The 19,239-nt window shown below is 69.0% G+C and carries 17 protein-coding genes; 9 read left to right on the top strand and 8 right to left on the bottom strand.

Features of this window, described 5'->3' with window-relative positions; genetic code table 11:
- Positions 1-73: 73 nt before the first annotated feature.
- The 4 genes from HUA75_RS04285 to HUA75_RS04270 are packed head-to-tail and all read left to right on the top strand — an operon-like array spanning position 74 to position 3,127.
- Entirely contained in the window at positions 74-682 is a 609-nt protein-coding gene (locus HUA75_RS04285) for a TetR/AcrR family transcriptional regulator (RefSeq protein WP_174485601.1), read from the top strand.
- On the top strand, positions 679-1,890 hold the full coding sequence (locus tag HUA75_RS04280) for an MFS transporter (protein WP_174485600.1): 1,212 nt from the start codon (positions 679-681) through the stop codon (positions 1,888-1,890). Before HUA75_RS04285 ends, HUA75_RS04280 begins: the two co-directional genes overlap by 4 nt.
- Positions 1,887-2,384, top strand: coding sequence for a pantetheine-phosphate adenylyltransferase (gene coaD / locus HUA75_RS04275; RefSeq protein WP_141641062.1), 498 nt, complete (start codon positions 1,887-1,889; stop codon positions 2,382-2,384). Before HUA75_RS04280 ends, coaD begins: the two co-directional genes overlap by 4 nt.
- Positions 2,381-3,127: an MBL fold metallo-hydrolase gene (locus tag HUA75_RS04270; RefSeq protein WP_174485599.1), complete on the top strand. Its 747-nt coding sequence runs from the start codon at positions 2,381-2,383 to the stop codon at positions 3,125-3,127. The genes coaD and HUA75_RS04270 overlap by 4 nt, the downstream gene beginning before the upstream one ends.
- Before the next feature lie 52 nt (positions 3,128-3,179).
- Here the strand turns inward: HUA75_RS04270 and HUA75_RS04265 are convergent, their stop codons facing one another.
- A complete protein-coding gene (locus tag HUA75_RS04265) occupies positions 3,180-5,075 on the bottom strand; it encodes an alpha-amylase family glycosyl hydrolase (RefSeq protein WP_174453322.1) in 1,896 nt (631 codons plus the stop codon).
- Between the two features lie 242 nt (positions 5,076-5,317).
- Between HUA75_RS04265 and HUA75_RS04260 the strand changes: the two genes are divergently transcribed.
- Positions 5,318-6,937 (top strand): bifunctional UDP-sugar hydrolase/5'-nucleotidase, encoded by a 1,620-nt coding sequence (locus HUA75_RS04260; protein ID WP_174485598.1) that lies wholly within the window; start codon positions 5,318-5,320, stop codon positions 6,935-6,937.
- Between the two features lie 196 nt (positions 6,938-7,133).
- Positions 7,134-8,216: an isopenicillin N synthase family oxygenase gene (locus tag HUA75_RS04255; protein WP_174485597.1), complete on the top strand. Its 1,083-nt coding sequence runs from the start codon at positions 7,134-7,136 to the stop codon at positions 8,214-8,216.
- Between the two features lie 24 nt (positions 8,217-8,240).
- On the opposite strand, the gene HUA75_RS04250 is transcribed toward HUA75_RS04255, so the two are convergent.
- On the bottom strand, positions 8,241-9,014 hold the full coding sequence (locus HUA75_RS04250) for a YdcF family protein (RefSeq protein ID WP_174453319.1): 774 nt from the start codon (positions 9,012-9,014) through the stop codon (positions 8,241-8,243).
- A gap of 16 nt (positions 9,015-9,030) precedes the next feature.
- Positions 9,031-9,876 carry an NAD(+)/NADH kinase gene (locus HUA75_RS04245; protein ID WP_141641056.1) on the bottom strand — a complete coding sequence of 282 codons (846 nt, stop codon included), beginning with the start codon at positions 9,874-9,876 and terminating at the stop codon, positions 9,031-9,033.
- A 118-nt stretch (positions 9,877-9,994) separates the two neighbouring features.
- Between HUA75_RS04245 and HUA75_RS04240 the strand changes: the two genes are divergently transcribed.
- Positions 9,995-11,326, top strand: a complete 1,332-nt coding sequence (locus HUA75_RS04240) for a replication-associated recombination protein A (RefSeq protein WP_174485596.1) — start codon at positions 9,995-9,997, stop codon at positions 11,324-11,326.
- A 1-nt stretch (position 11,327) separates the two neighbouring features.
- Here HUA75_RS04240 and HUA75_RS04235 read toward each other — a convergent pair whose 3' ends face one another.
- From HUA75_RS04235 to HUA75_RS04225, 3 genes are all read right to left on the bottom strand, one after another.
- Positions 11,328-12,794 carry a sigma-54 dependent transcriptional regulator gene (locus HUA75_RS04235; RefSeq protein WP_141641054.1) on the bottom strand — a complete coding sequence of 489 codons (1,467 nt, stop codon included), beginning with the start codon at positions 12,792-12,794 and terminating at the stop codon, positions 11,328-11,330.
- Positions 12,791-14,371, bottom strand: a complete 1,581-nt coding sequence (locus HUA75_RS04230; RefSeq protein WP_174485595.1) for an ATP-binding protein — start codon at positions 14,369-14,371, stop codon at positions 12,791-12,793. The genes HUA75_RS04235 and HUA75_RS04230 overlap by 4 nt, the downstream gene beginning before the upstream one ends.
- 168 nt (positions 14,372-14,539) lie before the next feature.
- Entirely contained in the window at positions 14,540-15,490 is a 951-nt protein-coding gene (locus tag HUA75_RS04225) for a diguanylate cyclase (protein WP_174485594.1), read from the bottom strand.
- A gap of 130 nt (positions 15,491-15,620) precedes the next feature.
- Here HUA75_RS04225 and HUA75_RS04220 point away from each other — a divergent pair, with 130 nt between their 5' ends.
- On the top strand, positions 15,621-16,415 hold the full coding sequence (locus HUA75_RS04220) for a glycosyltransferase family 2 protein (RefSeq protein WP_141641051.1): 795 nt from the start codon (positions 15,621-15,623) through the stop codon (positions 16,413-16,415).
- A 7-nt stretch (positions 16,416-16,422) separates the two neighbouring features.
- Positions 16,423-17,271: a ChbG/HpnK family deacetylase gene (locus HUA75_RS04215; RefSeq protein WP_174485593.1), complete on the top strand. Its 849-nt coding sequence runs from the start codon at positions 16,423-16,425 to the stop codon at positions 17,269-17,271.
- 159 nt (positions 17,272-17,430) lie between these two features.
- Here HUA75_RS04215 and HUA75_RS04210 read toward each other — a convergent pair whose 3' ends face one another.
- Both HUA75_RS04210 and HUA75_RS04205 read right to left on the bottom strand, forming a co-directional pair.
- Positions 17,431-18,099: a bifunctional 2-polyprenyl-6-hydroxyphenol methylase/3-demethylubiquinol 3-O-methyltransferase UbiG gene (locus HUA75_RS04210; protein WP_174485592.1), complete on the bottom strand. Its 669-nt coding sequence runs from the start codon at positions 18,097-18,099 to the stop codon at positions 17,431-17,433.
- Positions 18,096-19,229: a mannosyltransferase family protein gene (locus tag HUA75_RS04205; protein WP_174485591.1), complete on the bottom strand. Its 1,134-nt coding sequence runs from the start codon at positions 19,227-19,229 to the stop codon at positions 18,096-18,098. The genes HUA75_RS04210 and HUA75_RS04205 overlap by 4 nt, the downstream gene beginning before the upstream one ends.
- Between the last annotated feature and the right edge of the window lie 10 nt (positions 19,230-19,239).

Below are 19,239 nucleotides of genomic sequence, written 5' to 3'. Positions count from 1 at the left end.
CGCCCCAGGAGCGATTGACACCACGACTCCGCCTGTTTATAAGTTGGTTACACAACCAATAAACAAGGCCATCATGCCCCGTCCGTCCAACACCGAGGAGCGCCGACAGCAAATCGTCTCGGGCCTGCTGCGGGTCATGTCGGAGCGCGGCTATGAGCGGGCCTCCGTCAACGAAATCGCGAAGGCGGCGGGCCTGAGTCCGGGGCTGGTGCACTACCACTTCAGCGACAAGCAGGAGATTCTGCTCGTGCTGGTGCAGCAGCTCGCGGCGCGCGCGCGGGAGCGGGTGGCGAAGCGCTTCGAGCGGCTTGGAGCCGACGATGCGCGCGGCCGTATCGACGCCTTCCTGGATGCCTTCCTCGCGACGGGCGCGGACTCGGACACGAGCGCGGTGGCGGGCTGGGTCACCATCAGCGCGGAGGCGATTCGTCAGCCGGAGGTCCGCGCCGCCTACGAGCAGGTGGTGCGCGCGGACCTGGAGCAGCTCGAGGCGCTGGTGGCGATGCTGGTGGGAAAGCGCAAGGCGCGGGCGCTGGCGGCGGGTCTCTTCGCGGCGGTGCAGGGCTACTTCGTCCTCTCGGCCAGCTCGCCCGGACTGGTGCCGGCGGGCTCCGCCGCGAGCACCGTGAAGCACATGGCCGCGGGCCTCCTGGATACCTCTGCGGCGAGGGAGGGCGCATGAAGACCTCCACGAAGCTGGGCCTCCTCTCGAGCCTCTATCTCTCGCAGGGCCTGCCGTTCGGCTTCTTCACGCAGGCGCTCCCCGTGCTGCTGCGCCACCAGGGTCTGTCGCTTCCGGCCATCGGCCTGGCCCATCTGCTCGCGCTGCCATGGGCCCTGAAGTTCCTCTGGGCCCCCTTCATGGACCGGCATGGCTCCGCGCGGTGGGGCCTGCGGCGCGGCTACATCCTCCCGTTGCAGTGCCTCAGCGCGGGCCTGTTGCTGTCGCTCGCCCTGCCCGACTCCACGGTGGACACGCGCCTGCTGCTCGCGGCGGTGCTCGGCGTCAACCTGCTCGCGGCGACGCAGGACGTGGCGACCGATGGGCTCGCGGTGACGCTGCTTTCGCCCTCCGAGCGCGGCTGGGGCAACGGCATCCAGGTGGCCGCCTATCGCGTGGGCATGATTCTGGGCGGCGGCGTCATGCTCGCCGTGTTCGACAAGGCGGGCTGGCGCCCCACGCTCCTGGCCCTCGGCCTGACGTTGCTCGTCGCCACCGTGCCCGTGGCCCTCTACCGCGAGCCGCCCACCGAGCCCGCCCCCCGCGCGAGCCTGGGCCTCGAATGGTGGTGGCGACGCCCGGGCGCCGCGACGTGGCTCGTCCTCCTCGTCGTCTACAAGGCGGGCGAGGCGCTGGCCACGGGCATGCTGCGCACCTTCCTGGTGGACCGGGGCCTGACACTGACGGACATCGCGTGGCTGCTGGGAGGCGTGGGCTTCACGGCGGGGCTCCTGGGCGCGCTCATCGGCGGCAGCCTCGTGGTGAAGCTCGGACGGCGCAGGGCGCTGCTGCTCTTCGGCGTCATCCAGGCCACGGCGGTGCTGCTGTACGCGCTCGTCGCCAGCTTCCCCTCGTCGCTGCCCTGGCTCACCGCCGTGTGCGCCGTGGAGCACGTGGCCAGCGGCATGGCCACCGCCACCGTCTTCACCGCGATGATGGACGCATGCAGGCCCGAGCACGCCGCCACCGACTACACCGTGCAGGCCTCGCTGGTGGTGCTCGCCACCGGCGCGGCGGCGGCCGTCAGCGGCTTCAGCGCGCAGGCCCTGGGCTACCCCGGACACTTCGCCCTGTCCGCGCTGCTCTGCCTCGCGGGCACGCTCTACGTGGCACTCGCCTTCCATCCGTCCCGGGAGCCAATGCCCGGGACACCCGAGGTGTCGTCGTGACCATCGCCGTCTATGCAGGCAGCTTCGACCCCGTCACGGCGGGACACCTGTCCGTCGTGCGACAGGCCGCGCGATTGTTCGGCCACGTCGTCGTCGTGGTGGCCATCAACCCCGCCAAGAACACCCTGCTCTCCCAGGACGAGCGCATGGCGCTGGTGCGCGAGGCCGTGGCCATGCACCCCAACGTCACGGTGGCGTGGACGCAAGGCCTCATCGTCGACTACGCGCGGGCCATCGGCGCAAGCGTGCTCCTGCGCGGCGTGCGAGGGGCCACCGATGCGCAATTCGAAACGGAGCTCGCCCAGAACAACCGCGCGCTCGCCCCCGAAATCTCCACCCTCTTCCTCCCCGCCGAGGCCCACCTCGCCGAGGTGAGCAGCAGCGGCCTCAAGCAGCGCGTCGCCCGGGGCGAGGACGTTTCGGCCTTCTGTCCTCCCTCGGTCGCGGCGAAGCTGCGCGAGCGACTCGACCCGTCCCTCCGGAGCCAGCCATGAGCCTGTCCTTCACTCCCCTGGGCGTCGGTGACGCCTTCTCCGCCCTCTACTATTCCTCCTGTCTGGCGGTGGAGGCGGAGGACCAGGTCCTCCTCGTGGACTGTCCGCACCCCATCCGGAAGATGATGCGCGAGGCGTCCCTGTCCTCCGGTGTCCCGCTCGACGTGGACCGCGTCAGCGCCGTGGCCCTCACGCACCTGCACGCGGACCACGCCTCCGGCCTGGAGGGCCTGGGCTACTTCTCCTTCTTCGTGCTCAAGAAGAAGCTGGAGCTGCTCACCCATCCGGACGTCGCCGAACGGCTCTGGGAAGGACACCTGGCCGCGGGCATGGAGTGCCTCATCGAGAAGCGGGGAGAGCCTCCCAACCCGAAGCACTTCGAGGACTACTTCGAGCACACGCCGCTCTCCACCGAGTCGGCCGTGCGGCACGGGCCCTTCCTCATTGAAGCCCGGATGACGTACCACCACGTGCCCACCACCGCGCTGCGCATCCACGCGGGAGGCCGGTGCCTGGGCTACAGCGCGGACACCGCCTTCGACGAGGGCCTCATCGACTGGCTGTCACGCGCAGACCTGGTCATCCACGAGACGAACTACGGCGTGCACACGCCCTACGAGAAGCTCGCCGCCCTGCCGGAGGGGCTGCGCGCCCGAATGCGCCTCATCCACTACCCCGACGACTTCGACACCGCGGCCAGCGTCATCGAGCCGCTGCAACAAGGCCGTCGCTACACCGTCTGAGGACCGGGCGCCCGCCCGGTGAGGCAACGGGCGCCCACGTCCCAGTCACCCGTTACTGCGAGAAGATGAGCAGCGAGTACGGGCCAATGGCGAAGTTCGCGTTTTGGGCCATGCCGTCCTTGGCGCCGCTGTTCGTGGAGGTGTTCGCCGACGGGGTGTTGCCGAAGTCGGACGAGTACCCATTCCAGTCGCTGTTGAAACGCAGGTACCACGTCCCCGCCCGGGGGAAGCCGATGTTGTAGCTGGAGTAGGAGGTGCCGCTGAAGTTGGCGACGATGACGACGTCATCCCCACCGCCACCGCTGTCCCAGCGGTGATACGCGAGCACCTTGTTGGTGTTGTTGACGTGGTGGACGTTGACGTTGCCACCGCGCAGGCCGCGCGTGTTGTTGTTCCAGTTGCGGCGCAGGCGGATGAGGTCGCGGTACAGCGTCTTGATGCCGCCGTAGGGGGTCAGCTTGCCCCAGTCCAGCGGGTCGCCGTCCGCGAAGTAGCCATCCTCCAGGAACTCCTGCCCCTGGAACATCATCGGGATGCCCGGCGAGGTGAACGTAATCCCCGCGACGAGCGTGGAGCGCTTCTTCGCCGCCCAGCTCCCCGCGTTGCCCGGCCAGATCTCCTCCGGCACGCGCGCATGGCCGTTGGCCACCTCGTCGTGGCTCTCCGTGTAGATGACGCGCGCGTGAGAGCGGCCGCTGAAGCGCTGGGTAATCGCGTCACGCACCGCGAGCATGTTCCGGTTGGCGTCGTTCTGCTCGATGGCCGCCGTGCGCAGGGGGTGCACGAACTCCGCCGTCCACTGCGCGTCGAAGCCCGCGCCGCCCGCGAAGTCGCTCGTCGCATCGTTGGTGATGGAGTCACCGCCGCCGAAGTCCTCGGCGATGGAAATCTTCCAGGGCTTGTTCGCGTTGATTTCGCGGTTGATGGAACGGAACACCTGCCACGCCGACGGGATGTCACCCGAGCCGTCAATCGTGCGCATGTACTTCGTGGCGTCCCAGCGCAGACCATCCGCGCGGAAGTTGTCCAGCAGGTTCATCATCGAGTCGCGGATGTACGCACGCACCTCGGGACGGCCGTAGTCCGGACGCGTGTCGCCCCACGGCGTCACCTTGCGGTTGTCGGTGAAGAAGTACTCGCCGCCGTTGCCCAGGCAGTCGCCGCTGAAGCACCACATGGGCAGGTCACTGGGCCCGTAGTGGTTGTGCACCACGTCGAAGATGACGCCGATGCCCCGGTAGTGCGCCTCGTCCACGAAGTGCTTCATGTCGTTGGGCGAGCCGTACGCGCTCTCCGGCGCGAACGGGAAGGCCGCGTTGTAGCCCCAGGAGAAGTCCCCGGCGAACTCATACGCCGGCATCACCTTCACCATGTTGACGCCCAAGTCTCGCAGGTAGTCGAGCTTGGCGATGGCGCTGTTCCAGTTGCCCGGCCCGAAGCCCGGAGAGTCGTGGAACGTGCCCACGTGCATCTCGTAGATGACCATGTCGTTGAAGGCCGGCGTGCTGAACTGCTGCGCGTTCCACCAGTACTCGCCGTGGTCATAGATGATGCTGGCGCCCGTGGAGTTCTCCTGCCACGCCGAGCGCGGGTCCGCGCGCCACGCGTCGCTGCCCCACTGGTTGCGTGTCACGAACTTGTACTTCTGCCCCTTCACCGCGCCCGCGACGTCGGCGGAGAAGTTGCCGTTGAACTCGTTGCCCAGCTCCACCCAACCCCAACTGCTGAAGTCGCCCGCCACGAAGACGCGACTGGCCAGCGGCGCCCAGGTGCGGAACGTCGTACCACCCGAATAGACAGTGGCTCCCATGCCCGGTCGCGTCGATGACGTGAGCTGCTGGACGACCTGCGCTGTCTCCTGACCGGAGCCCTGTTGCTTCTCGAGCGCGGCCTCGCCGCAGCCGAACAAACCGGCCAGCAGCAACGCGCTCAACACGTTGTGTCGCATGGTGACAACCTCCTCTTGTGGTCAAGGCGGGTCCTAGCAACCGCAGTGAAGTGCGAGCAAACCGCCTACGTGTGATTCCTGTAACTTTCGGTCATGACACGCCGCAGCAGCGTTTCACGTTTTCCAGGGATGACGTCGAATCAAGACGGGGCTTGAAGGCGGGGGTGCTCGCCTTCGCCTCGTGAGTGCGCTACTTCCGCGAGCCCCGGCGCCGTGCGGGCGCCCCTGGAGAACGACTCGCGATGACGACCTCGACAGCGCTGGCCCGACGTGGGGCCCTGCTCCTGCCGCTCGCGCTGTTCCTGGCACTGACTCCGAGCCACTCGCGGGCCGCCGTCCCCGCGGCCCCCAAGGGCACGACACGACTGACATTCCTCCACCTGGCGGACGTGTACCAGGTGCAGCCCCAGGAGCATGGCGACCGGGGAGGGCTGGCGCGGGTGGCCACGCTGCGCAAGCAGGTGCTGAAGGAGTCCCCTGCTCCGCATGTGCTGACGCTGCTGGGAGGCGACACGCTGTCACCGTCGGTGGAGTCGCTGCTCGACGTGGACGGCAAGCAGCTCAAGGGTCGGCACATGGTGGATGCGTGGAACGCGCTGGGCCTGGATGTCGCGGTGCTGGGCAACCACGAGTTCGACTTCGGCGACGACGTGCTTCGCGAGCGCATCCGCCAGTCGCGCTTCCCGTGGCTGGGCGCCAACGTGACGGACGCGAAGACGGGCGCGCTGTTCGAGGGCGTGAAGGCCTACGAGGTCCGCGAACTGGGGGGCATCCCCGTGGGCCTGTTCGGCGTGGTGCTGACCGAGACGAAGACCTCGACGAAGGCGGGGCCGGACACCCAGTTTGGCGACATCTGCGCGGCGGCGAAGGACGCGGTGGCGAAGCTGCGCGAGGCCGGGGCCAAGGTCGTCGTGGGGCTGACGCACCTGCCGCTGGAGCAGGACCGGCAGCTGGCGAAGTGCGTGAAGGTGGACGTGATTCTGGGCGGGCATGACCACGTGGGCGCGGCGGACCGCACCACGGGCACGCCCATCTTCAAGGTGCCCGCGGAGGCGGTGGAGCTGGGCCGGCTCTCGCTGGACGTGGACCCCGCGACGGGCACGGTGCGCAAGGTGTCCTGGACGCGGATTCCCGTCACGAAGAAGGTGCCGGAGGACGCGGAGTTCAACGAGGCGATGAAGGCCTACGGGCCGCTATTCGCCCGGCTGGCGGAGCCCGTGGGCCGCACGCCGGTGGCCCTGGACGCGCGCAGCACGCAGGTGCGCACGCGGGAGACGAACCTGGGCTCATTCGTCGCGGACGCCTTCCGCGAGGCCGCGGGCGCGGACGTGGCCGTCGTCAACGGGGGCGCGCTGCGCGCGGACACCGTGCTGCCCGCGGGTGTCATGACGCGCCGGGATTTGCACTCGCTGATGCCCTACACGGACGAGCTCGTGGTGGTGGAGCTCCGAGGCGCCACGCTGCGCGCGGCCCTGGAGAATGGCGTCAGCCTGGCTCGCGAGGACTCGAGGCCGGGCCGCTTCCTCCAGGTCTCCGGCATGCGCTTCACGTTCGACCCGCGCAAGCCCGCCGGAGCGCGCGTGGTGGACGTGAAGGTCCACGGCAAGCCGCTGGACGCCGAGGCCACGTACCGGCTCGCCACGCTGAGCTTTCTCACCAGCGGCAAGGATGGCTACGACGTGCTCAAGGGCCAGCCCACCACGCCCGCGCTGAAGGACGGACGCTCGCCGCTGGACGTGCTCGCGGACGCGTTCAAGTCAGGCAAGCCCGCGCCGCGCGCGAAGCCCGAAGGCCGCATCACCCGCCTGGGCGGAAGCGCGCTCGCCCCGGACGCGCGCAGACCCGCACCTGCGCTGAAATAGCCCTGGCTGGAATTCGCGCGCCCTCGCATCCAGTTTCAGACAATCCGACTGCTTGAAACCTGGGTGCATTTCGCCCCGTGTCTGGCAATGAACGCGAGGGATTGCTCCACTCGCGCGCCGGCGGAGCACCCCTTCATCTCCGACGAGACAAACCCGGCCCGGGAGAGCTCCCCACCACCCCCACGCGGGAGTTCCCATGGCCGATTTGGTGACGTTTCAATTGCCGCAATCCGTGAGTGGAAGCGAGTCCGACGTCGCGCTCGGGCTCACCATGATTCGAGCCTGGCGACGCGACGGCATCTTCCAGCTCCGGATGAGTGAGGCCCAGTTGGAGAAGACCCAACGCGCCTTCGAGTCGAGCCGCCGCTTCTTCCGCCAACCCCTGGAGGACAAGGCCCGGTGCGTGAGTGATTCGACGTACAGCGGCTACGTCGCCTCCGGCGAGGAGCTGACGGCGGGCGAGGCGGACTACTCGGAGATCTTCACCGTCTGCAAGGACGTGCCCCTCACGGATGCGCGCGTGCAGGCACGCTGGCCCTGCCATGGCCCCGCGCCGTGGCCGGACGAGACGTACCGCCGCGACATGAAGGAGCACACCGACGAGCTCGGCTCCACGGGAGAGCGCCTGTTGCGACTGGTCGCGCTGGGCCTGGGCCTGGAGGTGGGCGCCCTCACGGCGCTGACGCGGGATGGCTGGCACCACATGCGCGTGCTGCGCTTCCCTGCCCGCTCCACCACGGCGACGCGCGGCATCGGCGCGCACACCGACTACGGGCTGCTGGTCATCGCCGCGCAGGACGACGTGGGCGGGCTCTACATCCGCCCGCCCGTCGAGGGAGAGAAGCGCCGCCGCAACTGGCTGCCGGGTGAGAGCTCCGCGGGCATGTACGAGCACGACGAGCCGTGGACCTTCGTGAAGCCCGTGCCCGATGTCCTGACGGTGTTCCCGGGCGACATCCTCCAGTTCCTCACGCGGGGATATCTCCTGTCGACGCCGCACAAGGTGGCGCTCAACACGCGCGAGCGCTTCGCGATGGCCTACTTCCACGAGCCCCACTTCGAGGCGTGCGTCCGCCCCCTGACGACGCCCGGGCCCGACGAGTACATCCACTACGGCTCGCACTTCACGAACATGTTCATGCGCTGCTACCCGGACCGCATCACCACCCAGCGCATCCTCGACGAGGACCGGCTGACGACGCTGGCCTGGCTGCGAGAGGACGCCGTCCTGCGCACCGCGCCCGTGGAAGACCTGCCCCTGCACCGCGCGGCGAGCTGAGCCCTCGGGACGACGACGCCACCGTCACGGCGTCGTCCACCCTCGCAGCCGATACACGATTCGCCCCGCCAGTTCGCGCAGCACGTCCGTGCTCTGCGACAAGGAGGACGCCCGAGGCACCCAGCTCAATCGCCCCGGGCGCGTGGCCGGCATCCGCGCGTCCACCGGCAGCGTGTCCGGCCGCAGGCCCACCGCGGCGAAGCAGCCCGCGGCGCGAGGCATGTGCGCCGCGCTCGTCACCAGGAGCAGCCGCTTCCAGCCCCGCTCGCGGATGATGCGCTCGGACTCCAGCGCGTTCTCCCGCGTGTTCCGGCTCCTGCCCTCGGTGACGATGCGCTCCGAGGGCACGCCCCATTCCTGGAGCAGGCGCGACAGCACGTCCGCCTCCACCACCGCCTGGGGACGCGGGTCCAACGAGCCTCCCGAGATGAAGACGTGACTCGCACGCCCCTCGCGCACGAGTTCGAAGCCCTTCAGCACGCGCTCCGATGCGGCGTTGAACTCGATGCGGCCCGAGCGCTCCGTGGCGGAAGGGTCCAACCCTCCGCCCAGGACGATGACAGCGTCGTACGTCACGCCCGGCACGGACGTGTCCTGTGCGCCCGACTCCGCCGCGTACGTCAGGAGCGTGGACACCGCCTCGGTGGAGAAGAGGTAGAGCACCAGCAGTCCCGCGGCGGCGAGCCCTCGGGAGAGCCGGGGCCCGCGGCGAACAAGGCCGCTGACGAGCAGGAGCAGCAACGCCCAGGTGAGCGGTGCCAGGAAGAGGTCCAGCACCTTCGAGAGAATCAGGAACACGTGGCGCGGAGGCCCTTCAGCGCTCGCCCCAGTGGAGCTTCTGGCGAAGGATGGAGAAGTAGGCCACGCGGGGGTTTCGCACCAGGTTGACGCGGTTGGCGGAGCGCACCACCTCGATGCAGTCGCCGCCCTGCAGGCCGTGGCCCGTCTGCCCATCCAGCGTGAGGTACGTGTCCGCCGTCTCGCTGCGCAGCGTGATTCGGATGGTCCGGTCCGCCGGCACGACGATGGAGCGCTGGGTGAGCGCGTGCGAGCAGATGGGCGACAGCACCGTGCAGTCCACCGACGGGTGGACGATGGGGCCGCCGGCCGACAGCGAGTAGGCCGTGGAGCCCGTGGGCGTGGCGAGGATGACGCCGTCCGCCTTGTACGTGGTGATGGGCACCCCATCGATGGACGTCTCGTGGTCGGCGATGCGCGCCAGCGCGCCCTTGTTGATGACCACGTCGTTGAGGATTTCGTCCTCGATGAGCACGCTGCCGTTGCGGATGAGCCGGCACGTCAACTTCATGCGCGAGTCCACCTGGAAGCGGCCGGCCTGCACCTCCTCCAGCGTGGAGAACAGCTCCTCCACGGGAATCTCCGTCATGAAGCCCAGGCTGCCCAGGTTGACGCCCAGGATGGGGACGCCGCGCCCTCCCAGGAGCCGCGCCGCGTAGATGAGGGTGCCGTCACCTCCCAGCACCACGGTCAGGTCCGCTCGGGCCGCCAGCTCCCGGTCCTCCACCCGAGGCCACCCCAGGACATGGGCCAGGGAGCGGTCCCCCAGCACGGTGAGATGCGGGTAGTGCTCGCGGATACGGGCCGCCAGCGCCACCGCCTCCGGGTTGTCCTTCTTCGCGACGATGACGAGGGTCTGCACGCGGGAGGCTTTTTAATCCAGGCGGGCACCCGGGCGCTCCCCTGATTTGCGCAAGGGCCCTCCCATCGGACAGACGCCCCGGCGAGGAGCCCTTCGGAGCGCTAGGTTTGGAGCTTCCATGGACCTCTTCGAACATGCCGGCCAGAAGGAGCAGGCCCGTCGGGCGCCGCTCGCGGAGCGGATGCGTCCACGCGCCCTCGACGAGTTCGTCGGCCAGGAGCACATCACCGGAGAGGGCCGCTTCCTGCGCCGGGCCATCGAGAGCGACCAGGTCCCCAGCCTCATCCTCTGGGGGCCTCCGGGCACGGGCAAGACGACGCTCGCGGGGCTGGTGGCCCGCTCCACCGGCGCCGCCTTCGACTCGGTGTCCGCCGTCCTCGCCGGCGTGAAGGACATCCGCGAGACGGTGGCCCGCGCCCAGGAGCGGTGGAACCTGCATCGCCAGCGCACCTTCTTGTTCATCGACGAAATCCACCGCTTCAACAAGTCGCAGCAGGACGCCCTGTTGCCCCACGTGGAGAAGGGCACCGTGACGCTCATCGGCGCCACCACGGAGAACCCGTCGTTCGAGGTCAACGCCGCGCTCCTGTCCCGCTGCCGCGTCGTCACCCTGCGCGGCCTGGAGGAGGAGGAGCTGGTGCCGCTGCTGCGCCGGGCCGTCGCGGACGCACGCGGCCTGGGCGGCAAGGTGGTGGTGGAGGACGAGGCGCTGAGCTTCCTCGCGAGCACTGCCGGCGGAGACGCCCGCAAGGCCCTCACCGGCCTGGAGGTGGCCGCGGCCCATGGCGGCGAGAAGGTGGACCGCAAGGTCGCCGAGGAGGCCCTCCAGCAGAAGACGCTGCTCTACGACAAGGGCGGCGAGGAGCACTACAACGTCATCAGCGCCTTCATCAAATCCATGCGCGGCAGCGACGTGGACAGCGCGCTGTACTGGATGGTGCGCATGCTGGAGGCGGGCGAGGACCCCATCTTCGTCCTCCGGCGCATGGTCATCTTCGCCTCGGAGGACATCGGCAACGCGGACCCGCGCGCGTTGAGCGTGGCGGTGGACGCGCTGCGAGCCTTCCAGCTCGTGGGCCTGCCGGAGGGCACCCTGCCCCTCACCCAGGCCGTGACGTACCTGGCCCTGGCACCCAAGTCGAACGCGGTCATCGCCGCGTACACCGCCGTGCGCGAGGCCGTGACGAAGGAGGGCGCGCTGCCGGTGCCGCTGCACCTGCGCAACGCGCCCACGAAGCTGATGAAGTCCCTGGGCTACGGGGGCGGCTACAAGTACCCGCACAACTTCGAGGGCAACTACGTCCCGGAGGACTACCTGCCCGAGGCCCTGCGCGCCCGGAGCTTCTACACCCCCACCCGCAACGGGCACGAGGCGGAGCTGGCCGAGCGCTACGAAGCCATCCAACGCCAGCTCGCGGAGCGCGTCCGCGAGCCTGGCGAGGAGGGATGAACTAGGAGGCTGCTTCCAACGTCTCCACTCCGTCGACGTCGTCGTCCTTGAGGACGCGCGGCTTCATGGAGCGGCCGGCGACTTCGTACTGCTTGAGCAGGCGGCGGAAGTTGGAGCGGTCCACGCCCGCGGCGCGCGCGGCGCTGGAGACGTTCTGGTTGTTCTTCTCCAGGAGCGCGGACAGGTAGCGGCGCTCGAAGGCGCGCATCGCCAGGCGCTTGGCCTGGGCGTACGGCAGGTGCGCCAGCGAGAAGACCTCCACCGCCGAGTCGGCCTGCGGCGCCGACTGGAAGCCGGGCGGCAGGTCCTCCACGTCGATGACCTCGTTGCTGGTGAGCACCACCGCGCGCTCGATGACGTTCTCCAGCTCGCGCACGTTGCCCGTCCACCGGTTGCAGGTGAGGGCTTCCATTGCGCGCGGAGAGATGCCCGCCACCTTCTTGTCCGCCTTGGAGGCGTACAGCTTCAGGAAGTGGTGCGCGAGCAGCGGCACGTCCTGCGGCCTGTCGCGCAGGGGCGGCAGGTCGATGGTGATGACGTTGAGGCGATAGAAGAGGTCCTCGCGGAACTTGCCCTGCTCCTTGGCGCGGGACAGGTCCACGTGGGTGGCGGCGATGACGCGCACGTCCACCTTGACGGGCTCGTTGGCGCCCACGCGCTTGACTTCACCCTCCTGCAGCACGCGCAAGAGGCGCACCTGGGTGGCCGGAGGCACATCGCCAATCTCATCCAGGAAGATGGTGCCGCCGTCGGCCGCTTCAAACAGGCCCTTCTTGTTGCCCGTGGCGCCGGTGAAGCTGCCCTTGATGTGGCCGAACAGCTCGCTCTCCAGCAAGGTCTCCGTGAGCGCCGAGCAGTTGACGGCGACGAAGGGCTTGTCCTTGCGCGAGCTGCGGTAGTGGATGGCGCGCGCCACCAGCTCCTTGCCCGTGCCGCTCTCACCCTGGATGAGCACCGTGGCGGTGGAGTGGCTGACGGTCTCCACCAGCTTGAAGACCGAGCGCATCTGCGGCGACTGGCCGATGAGGTCCTCGAACTGGCTGCGCACGGTGAGCGCCTCTTCCAGCGCGCGGGTGCGGTCCTTGAGCGCCTTGCGCTCGGCCGCCTTGGCCACCGTGAGGCTCACCTCGTCGATGTTCTCGAAGGGCTTGGTGAGGTAGTCGTACGCCCCCGCCTTCACCGCCTCCACCGCCGTCTCCACGGTGGCGAAGGCCGTCATCATGATGACCTCCACGTCCGGACGGTCCGCCTTGATTCCGCGGAGCAGGTCCATGCCGGACAGGTTCGGCATCTTGATGTCGAGGACGACGACGTCGATGGACGGGTCCTTGGCCGCCGTCAGACCTTCCACCGCGTCATCAATGGCCACCACCGGGTGGCCCTCGCGCTGGAGAATCTGCGTCACGGCCTTGAGGACGACGGAGTCGTCATCCACGACGAGGACTTTGGCGCGCTTGACTTGGTTCACGGCAACCTCTCGAGCTGCAGGGGAATGGGCAGGAAGACGGTGAAACGGGAGCCGGCGCCCACCTGGGTGTCGACGTGGAAGCTGCCCCCGTGGTCCTGGACGATGCGGTACGCGATGGACAGACCCAGCCCGGTGCCCTCACCGGGGGGTTTGGTGGTGAAGGAGGGCTCGAAGATGCGCGGCAGGTGCCGCTCCTCGATTCCGCAGCCGGTGTCGGACACCGCGAAGAAGCAGCGGTCTCCCTCGCGGCCCGTCTCCAGCGTCAGCTTGCCTTCGCGCCGGGGCAGCGACTGAAGGCCATTCTGGAGCAGGTTGAGCACCACCTGCGCGAGCGTGCCGGGGTCCCCGTACACCTTGGGGAGCCCTTCCTTCAAACCCAGGGACAGCTCCGCGCGAGGCGTGGCCTTGATTTGCGCGCGGAAGAGCACCGCGGCGTCCTCCACGCAGCGCGACAGGTCGAACAGCCGCCGGTCCTCCACGCGGCTGTGCCGGCTGAACTTCAGCAGGCTCTCGACGATGCGCTTGCAGCGCAGCGCGCTCTCTTCAATCAGTCCCAGCGATTCCAGGTCCGCGTCGTCGCGGCCCGCGTCGCGCGACATGAGCTGCGCGAACGCCAGGATGCCGCCCAGCGGATTGTTGATTTCATGCGCCACGCCCCCCGCCAGCTGCCCCACCGCCGCCATCTTCTCCGTCTCGATGAGCCGGCGCGTCATCGCCTGCTCCTCGGTGACGTCGCGATACGTGCACACCACCCGCTCATCCCCGGCCATGGGGTACGCGGCCACCACGTACGTCCTGCCCCCCTGCTGCACCTCACCGCGCGCGCCCTTGCCACTCTCCATCGCCGCTGGCAGCGGGCAGCCCGTGCACGGCTCGTTGCGGCCGAAGAGGTAGCGGTAGCAGGCGACGTCCGACGGAATCTGTTCAATGGAGCGCCCGGCCACGTGCGCGTACGCCAGGTTCGCCCGCCGCACCGCGAAGTCGCGACCGCGGACGACACACAGCGGCGTCTCCATGCAGTCGAACGACAGCTCCCACTCGCGCTTGGCCTGGCTGAGCATCCGCGTGCGCTGGGCGACGCGCTCTTCCAGGTCCGCGTTGAGCAGCTTCAGCTCCGCGTTCTGCGCCGTCGTCACCCGGTACAGCCGCTCGTTCTCCGCCTGCAGCGCGTACTGCTCGAACGCGCTCTTCACCGTCAGCACCAGGTGGCTGTCGTTCCAGGGCTTGGAGATGAAGCGGAAGATTTCGGAGCGGTTGATGGCCTCTTCAATGGCCTGCTGGTCCGCCTGCCCCGTGAGCATGATGCGCTGGGCGCGCGGCTCCTGCTGCTTCACCCGCGTCAGGAACTCCACCCCGTTCATGCCGGGCATGCGGAAGTCGGAGATGACGACCTCGGGACGGAACTCCTCCACCGTCCTCAGCGCCTGCTCGGCGTCCGTCGCGGTTTCGATATCCCAGTCACCCCGACGCAGCACCCGCCGGATGGACTTGAGGATGTTCTCCTCGTCGTCCACGAGCAGCAGCCGGCCGCGCGGGGCGGCTTCGGGCTTCGGGAGCTGTGCGGCGAGGGGTCCCATGGGATTCTTTCCGTCCCATGACATTTGCAATGCGTTTGCCAGCCGGTGGGGCACTGCAAACCCATGGAATCACGAGATGATTCGACTCCCCGACAATCGAGGGCCGGGGTCATCTTAGACTCATCCCCTATTCATGGGTCAATACCAACCCAGGGTCTTTGACCCAGGTCAGTCGCCCTGCGAGGAGGAGGGCGGCAAGAGGGACATTTGAGAGTGGAGACAGATGCGGTCTCGCCCCTCGTCCTTGGCCCGGTAGAGGGCCTCGTCGGCGGTGAGCAGCAGCTGCTCGGGGCTGAGGACGGTGCGGTGGGGAAAACTGGAGACGCCCAGCGAGGCCGTCACCAGAAGTGCTCCATCCGGCCCTACCCGGAGGGTCGCCAAATCCCGGCGGACACGCTCCGCGACGGACAGGGCCCCCGTCAGGTGGGTGCGAGGCAGCAGGACGGCGAACTCCTCGCCCCCATACCGAGCCACCAGGTCCGTCTCGCGCACGCTGCGCTGGAGGGCGGCGGCCACCTCCCGGAGCACTCCGTCCCCCGCGGTATGGCCGTGCCTGTCGTTCACCTGCTTGAAGTGGTCCAGGTCCAACAGGATGAGCGCCAGCGGGTCGTCGTAACGCTGTGCCCGGCGGAACTCCTCGCGCAGCCGCTCCTGGAAATGGCGGTGGTTGTGGACCCCCGTCAGCCCGTCCGTCGAGGACAGCCGCTGCAGCTCACCCACCTGGTTGGATAGCTGAGTCAGCCGGGCCTGGGTCCGCAGGCTTTTTTCCACCCGGGCCCGCAGTTCTTCCGCATCCCATGGGTCAAAGACGACCTCAATCCCCTGAGCCAGCGCGCCCAACCAGACGCCCCGGGTTTCCCTGTCCGCCAGGAGCACGACGGGGGGCCCTGGCGGTCCTTCCAGGGCCAGCAACTTGTCGAGCCACTCCAGGGCTGACGGCTCGCCAGCCGAGCGGGCGACCCACACCACCAGGTCCACCTCTCGCGCCAGCGGGCCTACCTCGGGCCCTGGGGAGGCCAGCCGGAGGCAGAAGTCCTCCGGCCCGAGCGCCCGCGCCAGCCGGGCCAGGGTTGACTCCGCTTCGTCCACCACCAACAAGGTGCAGGGCCTGAGGGTCACAGTATCCCCGGAAAATGGTAACTCCACGGTACCACACAGGTGCTCTCGGGTGGGAGCCCCATGATTGATTTAGGACCCAGGGCTTGGTACCGAACCGCCCGAGCAGTCCCCCCGCACCCCGAGGTCCTCCGTGGCCAAGTACCCCAGCATCAGCCTCTTCCTTCCCGCGTGGAACGAGGAGGACTACGTCGAACGGGCGGTGGGTCGGGCGTTGGAGGTGCTGCCGCAGCTCACGGACGACTTTGAAATCATCGTCGTCAACGACGCGTCGACGGACCGCACGCAGGAGCTGGCGGAGGCCATGGCGCAGCGGATTCCGCAGCTGCGGGTCATCACCCATCCGGTGAATCTGAAGTTGGGCGGGGCGATGCGCACGGGCCTCGCGGCGTCGACGAAGGACATCGTCGTGTATTCGGACATCGACCTGCCGTGGGACTTGAGGGAGCTGGAGCGCTCGCTGCACCTGCTGGAGTACCTGGAGGCGGACATGATTTGCGCCTTCCGGTTCGACCGCACGAGCGAGGGGCCCAAGCGCATCGTCTACTCGTTCGTCTACAACATGCTCATCCGGGCGCTGTTCGACATCCAGATCAAGGACGTCAACTTCAGCTTCAAGGTGATGCACCGCCGGGTGCTGGAGTCGATGGAGCTCAAGAGCCAGGGCTCGTTCATCGACGCGGAGCTGGTGGTGAAGGCCATCCGCAAGGGCTTCCGCGTGTTCCAGATGGGCGTGGACTACTTCCCGCGCACCCGTGGCGTGTCCACGCTGGCCTCGCCCTCGGTCATCGTGAAGATGGTGAAGGAGCTGGTGAAGCTGTACCCGGAGACGCGCACGCCGACGCCGCCCACGCAGCCGGTGCGCCTGCCTCCGTCGGTGCAGCCGCTGCGCACGGTGTCCTCGGGCGGCCGTACGGCGCGGGGCTGAGCGGGCCGTGACTTCGCGCCCCACGCGCCTGGTGGTGAATGCGGACGACCTGGGGCTGCACCCGTCGCTGGACGCGGGCATCCTCCGAGCGCACCGCGAGGGCATCGTCACCAGTGCCACGTTGCTGGCCATGGGGCCCACGGCCAGCGAGGCCGCTTCCCGCGCGAAGGCGCAGGGGCTCGCGGTGGGGCTGCACCTGGCGCTGTCCACGCGGCTGGCTCCGGCCGCGCCCGCGGAGTCAGTGAGCACGGTGGCGCCTGGAGGCAGGCTGCGGGGGAGCTGGGCGGACTTCGCGCGGGACTGGCTCCTGGGGAACGTGCGACGCGAAGAGGTGGCGCTGGAGCTGGACGCGCAGCTTCAGCGAGCGCGGGAGCTGGGCGTGGCGGTGGACCATCTGGACGGGCACCAGCACCTGCATGTGCTGCCGGGCATCAGGCCGCTCGTGGAGTCACTGGCCGCGCGCGAGAAGCTCCCCGTGCGCTGGCCGGACGCCCTGCCCCGCGTGTCGTGGCTGCGGACGCCTGGGCCCGCGCTGAAGACGACGCTGTTGACGGTGCTGGCGCGCACCGCGCCTCGTGCGCCCCAAGGCGTGCGACGGGTGAGCGCGGGAGGGGTGTTCGAGGCGGGGCGACTGGACGAGGCCGCGCTGCTCGCCGCGCTGGACGCCCTGCCCTCGGGCGACTTCGAGCTGGGCTGTCATCCCGGTGAGGGCGAGCCGCAGGTGCCAGAGGACCCGGCGTGGCGTTATGGCTGGCAGGCGGAGCTGGCGGCGCTCACCAGTCCTCGCGTGAGGGCGCGCCTCGACGAGCGAGGCATCCAGCTCCACAGCTACGGGACGCTCGCCTCCGCGACGTAGAGCACACGAGCGAAGGCAACCCGCCTCGCGTCACTCACCTCGCCGCAGCGCCATGGCGCGCACGACCGAGTTCGGCCCGCATTGAATCGCGGCACAACGTTCGCGTCGCTCGCCTGGCGCACGACAAAAGACAGCCGCCTCGCGCCGTCGCGGCACGACCTACGGAGCACTCGCCTCCGCGATGTAGAGCACGTGCGGTGTCGTGTAGCCCCGTCCCAGGTCCACCACCTCGCGCACGGTGAAGCCCGCGTCCCTGAGCAGGGCCATCATCTCCGCGCGAGGCTTGAGCACCATTCCACCGCTCGCCTTCGTGCGCCGCAGCAGCGACACCATCACCCACTCCTGCGCCAACGCCTTGCGGTGCTTCCAGGAGCCGTCGCCTTCCACCTCCTTCAACAGGAAGCGTCCTCCCGGCTTGAGCAGGCCATGCACCGTGCGAAGGAACGCGGGCCACTTCGCCTCGGGCAGCAGGTAGAGCACGTCGCACACCACCGCCGTGTCACACGCGCGCGGCAACGCGGGGGCCAGCACGTCCTCCACCGTCCCCTCCGCGAGCTTCACTTGCGGCAACCCCGACAGCGCCTCGCGCGCCCACGTCACCTTTCGGGGGTCCGGGTCCACGCCGTGCACCGTGCGACTCGGCTCCGCCAACGCCAGCAGCGCGGAGAGCAGGCCGTGTCCACAGCCGATGTCCGCCACGATGCCACCCGACACCCGCTCGGCCACCGCGAGCAGCGGCGCGGAGGACGCCCGCGCATGCACATGGAAGCGCTCGGCCGCGGGGAGTCCGGCGTACAGCGCGAGGGCCTGCTCGAGGAGCGTGCTCATGAGATGTAGTAGTCCGCGCCAAAGGCCCACGACAGGACGAGCAGCGACACCGCGCCCACCGCGAGCGCCCCTTGAAGCACGCGCGGCCGCTGCCTCAACAAGAGCGCCCCCGTGAGGAAGACCGGGAACGAGGACAGCAGATACCGCCCCATGCCCATGAAGTCCTTCGTGGACCAGGCGGGCAGGCCGACAATCGCCAGCACATACACCGCATAGCCCCACCCCAGCAGCTTGCGCGTGGGCCACACCAATGCGAGCGCCAGGAAGGTGAAGAACGCGTGCGCGGCCAGTCGGAAGGCCTCGCGCTTGTCCGTGGGATTGAGCACCACGCGCTCGAACCAGCCCACCTTGAGCCACGTGTGCCAGCCGGGTTGCTGCGACCAGCCCGCCGCGCCCTGCACCTTCACGAAGGCGAGCGGGTCTCCGAACTGGTGCCACAGGTAGAGCATGTAGCAACCGAAGCCCAGGCCCGAGAGCACCGGCATGAAGTCCACCACGCCCCACTTCTCGCCCCGCGCGTGTTTCCACTCCAGGCGCCGCACGAGCAGCCCCAGCACCACCGCGGGCGCCACCGGCCGCGCCGCCGTGGCCACCGCCGCCACCAGCACCGCCGGAGCCAGGTGCCCCTTCTCCAGAAGCAGGAAGGCCGACACCACCAGCAGGACGAACAGCGCGTCCGAGTACATGGCGCCGTAGAAGTACATGGTGAAGGGATACAGCGCCATCAACAGCCCGGCCTTCAGCGCCGTGTCGTCATCCGTCAGCAGCTTCGCCCAGCGCGTGAACATGAGCAGCGCCAGCGGGCCACACAGCAGGGTTATCAGCACCCCGGCCTGATAGACGTTGGGCCCCAGCGTCTCCACCGCGCGGATGAGCAGCGGATAGAGTGGGAAGAAGGCCACCGAGCTCTGCTCGCCCGGCGTGTACTGGTAGCCCTCCTGGGCAATCCGCATGTACCAGCTCGAATCCCACGCCACCCAACCCATGGTGACGTACTCGTCCAACCGGACGACGGGGTTCTGCGGATTCTTGTGGAAGTAGCGCCACGCCCCCGCCGCCGCGGCTGCGCCGCAGAGCAGGACTGCGACGAGGACGACCAGGGCGATGGTGCGGGACGCGGAGCGGGCCATGCGGGCGGCA

This window comes from Myxococcus sp. CA040A, from assembly GCF_013336725.1.
Classification (GTDB): Bacteria; Myxococcota; Myxococcia; order Myxococcales; family Myxococcaceae; genus Myxococcus; species Myxococcus llanfairpwllgwyngyllgogerychwyrndrobwllllantysiliogogogochensis.
The sequence above is the reverse complement of the archived record's forward strand: the minus strand, read 5'-3'. Positions and strand labels throughout refer to the sequence as shown.